This is a genomic window from Faecalibacterium intestinale, from assembly GCF_040096575.1.
GTDB classification, from domain to species: domain Bacteria; phylum Bacillota; class Clostridia; order Oscillospirales; family Ruminococcaceae; genus Faecalibacterium; species Faecalibacterium intestinale.
The window spans coordinates 1-12193 of record NZ_JBBMEN010000024.1; the positions used below are offsets into that span (position 1 = coordinate 1).

The following is a 12193-nucleotide window of genomic DNA, read 5'->3' on the forward strand; positions in this document are numbered from 1 at the left end:
GAATATAGGTTCCGTTACAAGTTCTTTCGATATTGTTCAATTTTCAAGGTCCTGTGCGCCGCAGCCTTGCGGCTGACAGCTTAGTTATTTTATCACTTTCGTGATAAGTTGTCAAGCACTTTTTTGAAAGATTTTTGAGTTTCATTTTCGATTCTGTCGAATCTTTCTATTTGACGTTCATTTTGAAGTGTTTCATTCTGTCGGACGTCCACCTGACAGTAATGTATTTTAGCACAGCATCCTTCAAAAAGCAAGCACTTTTTTACATTTTTTACACCAAAATCATTCTTTTGACTTTTTGCCCAGTTTTTTACATTTATTATAGACACTTCCTCCCTTATTCCTCCAAAAGCCGGGTGCGCAGCCGGATCAGGATCTTGCGTTCCCGCCGGGAGATCTGCACCTGAGTCGTGTGCAGTGCTTTTGCAGTCTCGCTCTGGGTGCGGTTGCCATAAAAGCGCAGGCGTATCAGCTGCTTATCCTGCTCCGGCAGCGCTTCGATCACCTCCGCCAGACTGATCTTATCCGCCAGTTCCTCCTCCGGGGATTCCACCGGGATATCCAGCTGCCGGTCCCCGTCCTCGCCATTTTCCGGGGTCAGGCTCATGGCGGGCTGCGCAGCCTGTATGGCAAGGGCTACATTCTCTATCGGTTCATCCAGCTGTTCTGCCAGCTGCTGCAAGGTAGGCTCTGAGCCGCACAGCTTCATGGTATGCTCCCGTGCTGCCTGCACCCGCATTCCCAGCTCCTTCAGGGAGCGGCTCACCTTGACCGTACCTCCATCCCGAAACAGCTTTTTGATCTCGCCAAGGATCACCGGCACGGCATAGGTGGAAAAACACACGCCCCGGCTCTCGTCAAAATTATCGTAGGCCTTGATCAGCCCCACGCACCCTGCGCTGTATAGATCGTCATACTCCATGCCGCGCCCACGGAATCTGCCCGCACAGGCGTGCACCAGCCCCAGATTCTGTGTGATGAATGCTTCCCGCCGGGTCTTATCCGTTACCATATACCGGACCGCCTTTCTTTTTTATGTAGGCTCCCGCCGGGACAGACGCTTGACCAGCAGCACCTTTGTTCCCTTGCCGGGCTTTGAGGTGACCTTGACCCTGTCCATAAAGCTTTGCATCACTGCAAAGCCCAGACCGGAGCGTTCCTCCGGGTTGCCGGTGGTGAACAAGGGCTGCATGGCCTGTTCCACATTGGGGATGCCGATGCCCTTATCTGTAATGGTGATGTGCACCTCCCGGTCTGGATAGACCGCTATGGTCATGCACACCGGCCCGATCCGCTCCGGGTAGGCGTGGACGATGCAGTTGGTCACCGCCTCGGACACTGCCGTTTTCAGGTCGGCAAGCTGTGGCACGGTGGGGTCGTACCGCGCCAGAAAGGCCGCCGTGACGCCGCGGGCGTATGCCTCATTGCTGCTGAGGGAATCGAACTGGATGCGGGTACTGTTCTCTGCTTTCATTGCGCATTCTCCTTTTCTATGTTCTCCGTACAAGGGATGCCTGCCAGCCGCAGGACTTTTTGCAGCTGCGCGGGGGCGTGCTGCAGCCGCAGGCTCGTACCCAGAACGCGGGCGCAGCGCTGCCGCCCAAGAATAAGCCCGATGCCGGAGGAATCCATGAACCCCACCCCGCCAAGGTCTACGATCAAGGTACGCGGGCTGCGGCTGACCAGTGCATCGTCCAGCTGCATCCGCAGGCTCTGGGCGGCATCGTGGTCGATCTCGCCCGCCAGATAGGCGTACAGGGTCTCCCCTGCCGCGCTGAAGGTCACCGTTGCCATTGCTTGTCCATCTCCTTTTTTGCAAAATAAAAGATCCCGTACACATAGCTTCAGTGTACGGGATCTTCGGGTTATTTTTTAGAAAAAGCTGTCGGCGGTTTATGCCTTTGCCAGCAGCTCGGCAGCTTCCAGCGCTGCCGCCTCGCTGCCGCAGACCAGTAATCCGCGGCGGGTGTTGGCGTGTGCCAGCTGCACTGCTTCGTCCAGACTGGTGCAGAGCTGAGCGTCAAAGTGATATTTTGCCTTCTCGGTCAGACGCCGGGTCAGCTGCTCCTCCACACCGGCGGGCGTGACGAGATACACCTTATCAAAGGGACTCTCGCTCATGCCGGGCATGGTGGATTTATCCTTTTTCTGTTCCTCGGGGCTCAGGCCGGTTTCCAGCGCGGAGAAGAAGGCTTCGGCACCCTCCTCCTCGGTCAGGCCGATGATGGCGCTCATGTGGCGCACCTTGGCCATGTTCAGCACGCGCAGCAGCGCAGCCGCCTGCTGCGGGGTGCGGCAGGCATCCAGAATGACCAGCGGGCGCTGAGAAAGCACCCGGATGCTGCAGCGGTTGTCCACGGCAGCAATGCCATCCAGAATCGCTTCATCGGAGATGTCTGCCCCCTTGCGGCAGAGCGCCAGTGCCAGCTCCACCGCCATGGCGGCGTTGCCTGCGGCGTGACGCCCCAGAAAGGCCAGCGGCACCGTATAGCCGCCGTAGTCCACCCGGCTGGCGAACTGTTCTGCTTCCAAAAAGGTGATATCCTCCGGGTCGGGCACTACCAGCTCACAGCCGCACTTGCCCGCAGCAACAATCAGCTCACTGAGCACCGCCTTGGGCTGTTCCGGCGCGGTGACGCAGATGCTGTCCTTGCGCATCACGCCACCTGCCAGCGCAGCCAGACGCTCCACCGAGCGGCTCACGCCGTCCGGCCCCACCGCTGTGACAGCACACACCGGCATTTGGGGCAGTGCCGCAGCCAGACCCGCGTCCGGCAACTCCACCACCGCCAGCGTGCAGCCGGCTTCGCCAAAGCAGTACGCAGCGGCGGCAAGCTCCGCCGCCTGCATAGGCAGTTCCTCATGGGCGGCAAGAGCATCGGCGGCGCGGCACAGCAGTGTCTCGTCCACCGGCTTGCCTGCCACCTGGATACGGGCCGCAAGGGGCTCGCACCCAGCATGATAGACACCGGCACGAATGCCCTGCGCGTGCAGGATGGCCGTCAGCAGGCGCGCCACCGCCGTTTTACCGGCAGTGCCTGCCACGCCCACAAACTGCACGTGCTGCACCGAGGCGGGCAGCAGCGCGCCCAGCTGTTCCGGGTCGGCAAAGCCGTCCGGCAGAGCTGCAAAATACTGATTTGCCTGTTGGATGGTCATTCGTGTCTCCTTTTCATGTGATAATACAGCCCCTCGCAGGCCAGCAGCAGCACGATGGCGACAAGGATGCCTGCCAGAACACCGGCAGAATCCAGCCACACATCGGTGACCTGACTGCTGCGCCCCTCCGAGAAGAGCTGAATGGTCTCATCGGTCAGCGCTGTCAGCACACCGCCCAGCATGGGCACGGTGATATGCCGCAGCGGGTGGCGGCTGTACACCCGCATACAGAGCATGAGTAGAAAGCCCTCCAGCATATACTCGCAAAAGTGTGCCAGCTTGCGCACGATGTGCATGGTCAGGCGGTCAGCCAGTCCCGGATGACCCAAGCGGCGCAGGATAATGCGCATCCATGCCAGCACCCGGCCGCTGGAGCCGGTGGAGACTGTTGCCACCGCCATGGAGTTGGAAAAGATGAACCAGATGCAGGCAATCAGTGCAGCGGTAAAGATCACCCGCCCCGCAATGACCCACAACGAGGTGCGCTCCGTATCGTTATAGCGTTCCACAGTCTCAACCCAGCGCCTTGATGCTCTGCTCAATGTTGGCCAGCTTGTCCTGGCTCTTGGCGAACTTTGCGCGGATTTCCTCCACCAGAGCCGCCGGGGCACGCTCCACGAACTTGGGGTTGTTCAGCTGGTTGCCAAACATAGCCATTTCCTTTTCAGCCTTGGCCTTTTCCTTGTTCAGGCGTGCCAGCTCCTTCTCGCGGTCGATCAGCTCCATCATGGGGATAAAGCCGCGGGCAGCATGGGTAGACACCTGCACCATGCCGTCTGTGCTGCCCTCATACTTTTCGGTAAAGGTCACATCGGTGGCAAAGGCGAACTTAGCCAGATAGACCTGTGCGTTCTGGAAGGGGGCTGCATCGACAGTCTCGATGATCATGCTGGTCTTTTTGGCGGGGTGCACGTTCATCTCGGTGCGCATGGTACGCACAGCCTTGATATAATCCATCACCTTTTCAAAAGCTTCCTCCTCGGCTGCCCAGTTGTGAGCGGCGTCAAAGGTGGGCCAAGCCTGCGTCATGATGGTCTCGGCAGAGCCGGGCAGCGCCTGATACAGTTCCTCAGTGATGAAGGGCATGAAGGGGTGCAGCAGCTTGAGCGCCTTATCCAGCACATACACCAGCACACGGCGGGCTGTATCTGCCTGCTGTGCGTCGCCGGAGTTCAGGCGGGGCTTTGCGATCTCGATGAACCAGTCGCAGTAGACATCCCAGATAAAGCTGTTGATCTTGGCAGCAGCCAGACCCATCTCGTAGTGCTCCAGATTGTCGGTCATAGCACCGGCCACCTGATTCAGCTTGGTCAGCACCCACTTGTCGCTCATGTCCAGCAGCTCCTCGCTGGGCAGACCCGGCTCAAAGTCCTCGGGCAGGTTCATCAGCACAAAACGGGTGGCGTTCCACAGCTTATTGGCAAAGTTGCGGGCAGCCTCCACCTTCTTTTCGATATAGCGCATATCGTTGCCCGGGGTAGAGCCATCCACCAGCATAAAGCGCAGGGCGTCTGCGCCGTACTGGGCAATGACTTCCAGCGGGTCGATGCCGTTGCCAAGGCTCTTGGACATCTTGCGGCCCTGACTGTCGCGGACGATGCCGTGGATGCAGACGGTGTCAAAGGGTGCCTTGCCGGTGTAGGCCAGACCGGAGAAGATCATGCGGCTGACCCAGAAGCCGATGATGTCGTAGCCGGTGACCAGCGTATTGGTGGGGTAGAAATACTTGAGGTCGGCGCTGTCCTCGTTGGGCCAGCCCAGCGTGCTGAAGGGCCACAGGGCAGAAGAGAACCAGGTATCCAGCGTGTCGGGGTCCTGCGTCAGCTTTGCGCCGCCGCACTTGGGGCAGCTGCAGGGAGCAGACTTTGCCACCACGGTCTCACCGCAGTCGTCGCAGTACCAAGCCGGGATCTGATGACCCCACCACAGCTGGCGGCTGATGCACCAGTCACGGGTGTTCTTCATCCAGTTCATATAGTTCTTAGTAAAGCGCTCGGGCACAAACTTGATCTCGCCTTTCTCCACGCTCTCGATGGCGGGCTTTGCCAGCGGCTCCATCTTGACGAACCACTGCTTGGAGACCATGGGCTCAATGGTGGAGTGGCAGCGGTAGCAGGTGCCCACCTCGTGCTTGAGCGGCTCGATCTCCTTCAGGAAGCCGCCCTCCTTCAGGTCAGCCAGAATGGCCTTGCGGGCTTCCAGCGTGGTCATACCTGCGTACTTGCCGCAGTCCAGCACATGGGGCTCGTTGACGGTGTTTTTGCCGACAGCAAACAGGGCATCGGCTGCAGCCTTGTCGGCAGCGCCGGTCATGTGGCCGTCGTAGGTGAACACGCGCACAATGGGCAGGTCGTGACGCAGACCAACTTCAAAGTCGTTGGGGTCGTGGGCAGGGGTGATCTTCACGACACCGGTGCCCTTGGTCATATCGGCGTGCTCATCACAGACGATGGGGATCTCCTTGTTCAGCAGGGGCAGCACCACATGGCAGCCGTGCAGATGGGCGTAGCGGGGATCCTCGCCGTTGATAGCCACAGCAGTATCGCCCAGCATAGTCTCGGGGCGGGTGGTAGCCAGCTCCAGCATTTCGCCGGTCTCCTTGACCGGGTACAGCAGATGCCAGAAGCTGCCGTCCTTCTCCTCGTACTCCACCTCGGCGTCGGAGATGGAGGTGTTGCAGTGGGGACACCAGTTGACCATGCGGTTGCCGCGGTAGATCAGCCCCTTGTCGTACAAATGCACGAACACTTCCTTGACAGCCTCAGAGCAGCCCTCGTCCATGGTAAAGCGCTCGCGCTCCCAGTCGCAGCTGCTGCCCAGCTTCTTCAGCTGGCTGACGATGCGGTTGCCGTACTTGGTCTTCCATGCCCAGGCGCGCTCCAGAAAACCGTCGCGGCCGACCATTTCCTTGGTCAGACCCTCGGCGCGCATGGCCTCCACCACCTTGGCTTCGGTAGCAATGGAAGCGTGGTCGGTGCCGGGCACCCACAGGGCGGCATAGCCCTGCATCCGCTTGGTACGGATGAGGATATCCTGCATGGTGTTATCCACCGCATGACCCATGTGCAGCTGACCGGTAACGTTCGGCGGCGGCATCACGATGGTGTAAGGTTTCTTGTCCGGATCGGCCTTCGTGTGGAAGTAGCCGCCATCCAGCCAGAACTGGTAGATACGATCTTCCACCTGACTGGGATCGTACTGCTTTGCAAGTTCTTTCATAGTGTCCTCCCAAAAAATTTGATGAAGTGGGACGCAAAAAGCCGCCCCACGGAGCGTTCCATGGGACGGCTGTAAATACATGACCGCGGTACCACCCAAATTGCGCGGAAAACTCCGCGCCCCTTGATGCCCCTGTAACGTAGGGCAGACCCGAAAGCGGCTTACCGGCTCAGCTCACCGCTTCTGCTCCAAAGTGACAGTGCCCCGCCGGTATCCCGCCGGGTTTTCAGCTGCCCCCGGCTCTCTGTGCGGTCCCAGACGATGCACACTCTTTTTCAACGCATTTATAAAAAGAATATAGCGTTTTTTGTGGGATTTGTCAATCAGTTTTTCAAACCTTTCACCCAACGCACCAGCTTCCATACCTTTGCGCCCAGATGTGGGCAGTAACCCATCATCAGCGCCTGCAGCTTCTGGCTTTTGTGCTCCGACGGGATCTTCCACGCAGCGTGGCGGTGCGTGGAAGCCAGCTCCAGCAGTGTTTTTTCCTTTTCCGGGTCCCGCTCCGGCTGGTTGACCAGCCGGAAATACACCTCGGCGCAGGACATGATGCAGCGCTGATCCGTAGTACTGCGGAAGGGGTCCGGCTGCTCCTTTGCCAGCTGCCAGACCCGTTCCCATGCCAGTGCCGCCGTATAAAAGCGCAGGCTCGGCTTCTGCCGCACGGCAGAATCTGGTCGTTCAAGATAGGCATAGAGCGGGCAGTTCAAAAACGCCAGACTGCCAGCCTTGAGAAATTCCATCACAAAAAACAGGGTATCCTCCCCATAAAGCAATGCCGGATCAAAGCGGATATCCCGTAATATCTCCCGGTGGGTCAGCATCCGCCAGCAGTGCCCGCCGCTCCATTCCCGCATCCACGAATAATTTTCCGCCGTGATCCTCTGCGGTGCCGGGCATTCTGTCACTGTCCACAGGGACTGGTTTTCCTGTATACCGCGGTAGCGGCACATGGACATCCGGGTACCGCAGCTGCACAGGGCATCGTACAGCCATTCCAGATACTGCGGCAGCACAAGGTCGTCGGAATCCACAAAGCCGATGTATTCGCCCCTTGCCACATCCAGCCCAAAATTGCGCGCCGAGGACACTCCACCGTTTTCTTTGTTGAAAATGCGCACCCGGGCATCCTGCGCCGCATAGCGCTGCATGATCTGCCAGCAGTCGTCCGGCGAGCCATCATTCACAACGATCAGCTCAAAATTCCGGTAGGTCTGCGCCAGCAGGCTGTCCAGACACGCGGGCAGATACTTTTCCACCTTATAGACCGGTACGATCACCGAGATCAGGGGGCTTTTTTCTGTATTCATCCGGCTCTCCTTTTTAAAATTTCCAACCCACGCCGCTTCAGCGCTTCGTACTCCACGCTGCGCCGGTAGAGCAATACGATCACTCCTGCAAACACCGCCGTATAAAGCAGTCCGTCCAAAACAAAAACGCTGAAATTGCCCACCGGAAAGCGCTTTACCCAGAGCATGGCTGCCGCCGAGACCGCCGCCACGATCATTGCACGCTTCAGGTACTCCGCAAAATAAACCCGGAGCTTCTTCTGCCATGCATCCTGAACGCCATACTTCAAAAAGATATAGGGCTCCACCCAGACACAGGTGCACAGGCTGCTGATGATGGTACCCCCGATAATGCCGACCACGCCGTACCGCTGCACCAGCGCCAGAGAGACCACCAGATTGATGATGGACTCCGCCACAGCCTTATAGCGGTCGTTCCAGAACAGACCCATGACCTCCCGGAACAACAGGTTCGTCTGCCGCATCCGCGAGATATAGAATTCTGTCACAATGATCGCCACGGTCGTCATCGGGAAACAGTATTCCCTGCCAAACAGCAGCTCGATCAAGGGATTGAACAGCATCATCAGCCCGCCAGTCAGATAGGCAGACTGCACAAAAAAGAGAAAGTCCATCTCCTTATATACCCGATACAGCCGGTCAGAGTTTTCCAGCGCCGCAAAATTACCCACGCTGCCGGAAAAAGCCGTGGCAAACTTGTTCAGCAGGTTGTTCAGCGCGTTGAGTACCAACCGGTAATTGGAGTAAAGACCCACCGTCGCCAGACCGATGAAGGAGGACATCAGCAGGCTGTCCGTGTTGCGCACGATGACGGTGGCCAGCTTGTGCATACTCATTGCGCCGATGTTTTTCAGGATGCCGTTCCGTTCCTCCTTTTCCGGCAGCTCCCGGCATTCCTTCAGGTAAGGGAACTCCTTATCCGCCATGTGGGAGATGATGATGTTGGGTATGAACTGCACCACAAGCTGGATGGCAAGGTACAGGATAAAGTTGCCCGTCAGCAGCAACGCCACGATCTGCACGACGGTGCGGATGCACTCGCATACCAGTGTCCACCCGGTGCAGATATAGCTTTTCTGGTAGGCCTGATAAATAGAGCTTTTATAGTTCAGCAGGTAAGAGCAGGCAGAGGAAAGCACATACATCATGTAGATCAGGGTGATATGCTCGATGCCTTCCCCATCCTTGATGAGGTACGGCAAAAACGGCAGCAGCACCAGCCCGAACAGCAGCACCGAAGCTGCCACCGCCCGGTACATCCACTTATAAAGGTTCATCAGCCGCGCCAGTTTCTGCTCGTCATCCCGGGCGGCCGGCTCGTACATACTGAACACCATGGCCGTGCCGATGCCCAGCTCCGCGAAGTTAAGGATGCTGAGCACATCGGTAAACAGACCGTTGACGCCCAGATAGGCTGCCGAAAGGCAGCGGATAAAAACCATCCGGCCGATAAAGGACAGTAGCATCGTCAAAAACTGCCCGCCGATGTTGACCAGCATATTGATGATAGAATAGCGTGTTCTCATGCGTTTTTTCTCTTTCTCCTCAGCCCTTGAACCCCCGCAGCCGGCTATATGTCTGCGGTAAGCGCCACAGCAGCCAGCTTTGCAGCCAAAGCCCGCCCGGAACGTTGCAGTACTGCCGGGTGCGGCTGACCACCTCAAACTGCATCCGCAGCATTTCCCGGCTGCGGGATGCCTTGCGCAGTGCCGGTGGCAGCTGCCGGTACACCCGGCTCACGCTGCCCATCGTAAACTTTGCCGCATTTGCCAGCGCATCGTATGCAGCGTTTTCCACAAGACATTCCCAATACCGCTGTGCTGCCTCGGCAGCATCAAAATGGCGCAGCGTTTTATTGCCGCTCATAATGCTGCCGCCGCGCTGCACATAATAATACAGTGCTTTTGGCACCACCACGGCCTTTTGGATCTGCAAACAGACCTCCGGAATCAGGAACAGATCCTCGTTCAGCTTGCCCTCCGGGTAGCGCAGCTGTGCAAAGATGGCACGGCGGTACAGCTTGTTCCACGCAGGCTGGATCATCGAATCCGTAGCATTTTTCAGTAAATCCTGCCCGGCAAAGACCTTTTTTTCAAGACGGACGTGCATCGACTGACATGGCGCTCCCGTCTCGTCCACCTCGGCGTAATCACACAGGGCAAGGTCTGCCCCGGTGCTTTGCACGGCTTGGTACAGCACTTCATACATTTCCGGCGCAATGTAGTCATCTGAGTCCACAAAGCCGATCCATGCGCCCCTTGCTGCGTCCAGCCCGGCGTTGCGGGCGGCAGATAATCCCCCGTTTTTCTGGTGGATCACCCGGATGCGGGCATCCTTCGCGGCGGCGGCATCACACAGCGCAGGGCAACCGTCCGGCGAACCGTCCTCCACAAGGATCAGCTCAAAGTCCGTAAAGGTCTGCGCCAGAATGGAATCAATACATTTTGGCAGATAGCGTTCCACATCGTACACCGGCACGATGATGCTGAGCAATGGTTTTTCGCAGGGCACAGTGTGTTCCTCCCTATTATTTTCAATCCGTCACCTCGGTGCGCAGGCGGGCAATGAGCCGCTCCATCAGCGCTACCCGGTTAAAAGGGGTCATCAGGTAAAAGCCGTCCGCATAGGGCGCAGCCGCCTTGGCGGCCTGCACCGAGACTTCCAAGCCCAGCTCCTCGCCTGCGGTACGGTCCAGCCCTTCAAACTTCTGGATGATGGCTTCGTCCACATGGATGCCGTTGACTTCGTTTTCCATAAAGATAGCGTTGCGCTGGCTGACCACCGGCAGGATGCCTGCCAGAATCTTTGCCCGCTCGCCCAGCGTCTCGCGGGTCTTTTTCAGGTTTTCCACTGCCTGTGCCGACAGCAGCGGCTGGGTGAGAAAGCCGCTCATGCCGTTTTCCAGCTTTTCTGCGGCGCGGCGCAGCTCCACCTCAAAATTGCGGGCGTTCAGGTTCAGCGCACCGAACACCGTGATGGGGCTGGGCATCTCCCGCCCTTCCCCGGCCAGCGATACGATATACTGCGCCAGCTTGCGGGAGTTGAACTGGTACACGTTTTTCACCTCGTCCCGCTCTGCGGTGGGGATGGGGTCGCCGGTAATGGCCAGCACCTCCCGCACACCCTCGGCGTACAATCCCAGCAGCAGTGCTTTGGTGGCGTTCAGGTTGCGGTCCCGGCAGGTCATGTGGGGCAGCACGTTCATACCCAGCTCCCGGTGCACCCGGCACGCTACCAGCGAGGAATCCATCCGCGCCCGGGCAATGGGGCAGTCTGCAATGGTCAGCAGGTCGGCACCGGCGGCCTGCAGACGGCGGGCACCCTCGAGATACGCGGTCAGGTCAGCGTCCTTGGGGGAATCCAGTTCCACCGCGATGACCCGCTGTCCGGTGCGCAGCTTGCGCAAGAAGGCATCGTCCGTTTCCACTACAGGCTTTGCTACTGCAGCGGGCTTTGCCGCCGGGGCGGCGGGCAGCGCTTCCGGCAAAGCATCCAGCGCGGTGCGCAGGGCAGCAATATGCTGCGGCGTCGTGCCGCAGCAGCCGCCCAGAATGCGCACGCCCTCGGCGGCAAGGCGGCTCAGTTCCCGGGCAAAATACGCCGGCTTGCCCTGATAGCGCACCTGTGCCCGCGCCACCACCGGGTAGCCCGCATTGGGCATGACCGAAAGTGGCAGTCCCGCATCTCCCAGCTGCTGCACCAGTGCCCGCATCGCGCCCGGGGCAGACACGCAGTTCAGACCTACGGCATCCACCACGCCGCTCTGTGCCATGCGGCGCACCAGTTCGGCGCAGTAACGGCCCTCGCGGGTGTAGCCGTCCGGCAGCACCGCAAAGGATACCAGTACAAAGGCCTCCGGCACGGTCTGCTTCAGCGCACGAATCGCTTCCAGCACACCTTCCTCGGTGCTCAGGGTCTCGAACAGGAAATTTCTCGCGCCCAGCAGTGCAAAGCGCTTTGCCACAGCAAGATACACCTGCTCCGCCGGGAGGTTCTCGGTGTCCGGTGCGGGGCCAAGGTCAGCAAACACTGCCGCACCGGTCTCCCCGGCAGCCTTTGCTGCCAGCTGCCAGCCTGCATCCGCCAGCTTCTCCCAGCCCGGCTGCTGTGCCGCCGCCAGACGCGGCAGGCTGAAGGTATTGGTCTTGATGGCGTCCGCTCCGGCGGCAAGATACGCCCGGTGCACCGCCAGAATGCCATCCGGGTCGGTCAGGTTTGCCTGTTCACACTCCTGCCCCGGCTTTGCTTTATAATAGGTACCCATGCCGCCATCGAACAGCAGCGGACGCTGGGCTAACAGTTTGCGCACATCTAACATCGGTACTTTCCCTTTCCTATAAAAGATTTCATCTTTCAGTTTATCGTAGTTCACTCATCCGGTCAAGCGGTTTTCCTGATTTATCTTGCGGCGCGGCTGTTTTTGTGCTATCTTAAGGTGTATCTGAAAACAAAGAAAATGACGAATATTTCGCAAACACAAGCGGGATTTAAGGCAAATAGCCGCA

General features: G+C 58.7%; 10 protein-coding genes and 1 other annotated feature. All 10 genes read right to left on the reverse strand.

Features of this window, described 5'->3' with window-relative positions:
- Positions 1-337: 337 nt before the first annotated feature.
- The gene (locus WMO20_RS12255) at positions 338-1012 is read right to left on the reverse strand and encodes a sigma-70 family RNA polymerase sigma factor (protein ID WP_112091852.1); all 675 of its coding nucleotides are present in this window, start codon (positions 1010-1012) and stop codon (positions 338-340) included.
- Between the two features lie 21 nt (positions 1013-1033).
- Positions 1034-1474 carry an anti-sigma F factor gene (spoIIAB, locus tag WMO20_RS12260; RefSeq protein ID WP_005925208.1) on the reverse strand — a complete coding sequence of 147 codons (441 nt, stop codon included), beginning with the start codon at positions 1472-1474 and terminating at the stop codon, positions 1034-1036.
- A complete protein-coding gene (locus WMO20_RS12265) occupies positions 1471-1794 on the reverse strand; it encodes an anti-sigma factor antagonist (protein ID WP_316540825.1) in 324 nt (107 codons plus the stop codon). Before WMO20_RS12265 ends, spoIIAB begins: the two co-directional genes overlap by 4 nt.
- Positions 1795-1893: 99 nt before the next feature.
- On the reverse strand, positions 1894-3159 hold the full coding sequence (locus WMO20_RS12270; RefSeq protein ID WP_349187031.1) for a folylpolyglutamate synthase/dihydrofolate synthase family protein: 1266 nt from the start codon (positions 3157-3159) through the stop codon (positions 1894-1896).
- A complete protein-coding gene (locus WMO20_RS12275) occupies positions 3156-3668 on the reverse strand; it encodes a VanZ family protein (RefSeq protein WP_112091849.1) in 513 nt (170 codons plus the stop codon). The genes WMO20_RS12270 and WMO20_RS12275 overlap by 4 nt, the downstream gene beginning before the upstream one ends.
- 4 nt (positions 3669-3672) lie before the next feature.
- Positions 3673-6378 (reverse strand): valine--tRNA ligase, encoded by a 2706-nt coding sequence (locus WMO20_RS12280; protein ID WP_349187032.1) that lies wholly within the window; start codon positions 6376-6378, stop codon positions 3673-3675.
- Positions 6379-6436: 58 nt separating this feature from the next.
- Positions 6437-6666: a binding site (T-box leader), on the reverse strand.
- Between the two features lie 35 nt (positions 6667-6701).
- Positions 6702-7688: a glycosyltransferase family 2 protein gene (locus tag WMO20_RS12285; protein ID WP_349187033.1), complete on the reverse strand. Its 987-nt coding sequence runs from the start codon at positions 7686-7688 to the stop codon at positions 6702-6704.
- Positions 7685-9214 (reverse strand): oligosaccharide flippase family protein, encoded by a 1530-nt coding sequence (locus tag WMO20_RS12290; protein ID WP_349187034.1) that lies wholly within the window; start codon positions 9212-9214, stop codon positions 7685-7687. Before WMO20_RS12290 ends, WMO20_RS12285 begins: the two co-directional genes overlap by 4 nt.
- 19 nt (positions 9215-9233) lie before the next feature.
- Positions 9234-10199, reverse strand: coding sequence for a glycosyltransferase family 2 protein (locus tag WMO20_RS12295; RefSeq protein WP_349187035.1), 966 nt, complete (start codon positions 10197-10199; stop codon positions 9234-9236).
- Between the two features lie 22 nt (positions 10200-10221).
- Positions 10222-12006, reverse strand: a complete 1785-nt coding sequence (locus WMO20_RS12300; protein WP_349187036.1) for a bifunctional homocysteine S-methyltransferase/methylenetetrahydrofolate reductase — start codon at positions 12004-12006, stop codon at positions 10222-10224.
- Positions 12007-12193 lie beyond the last annotated feature (187 nt).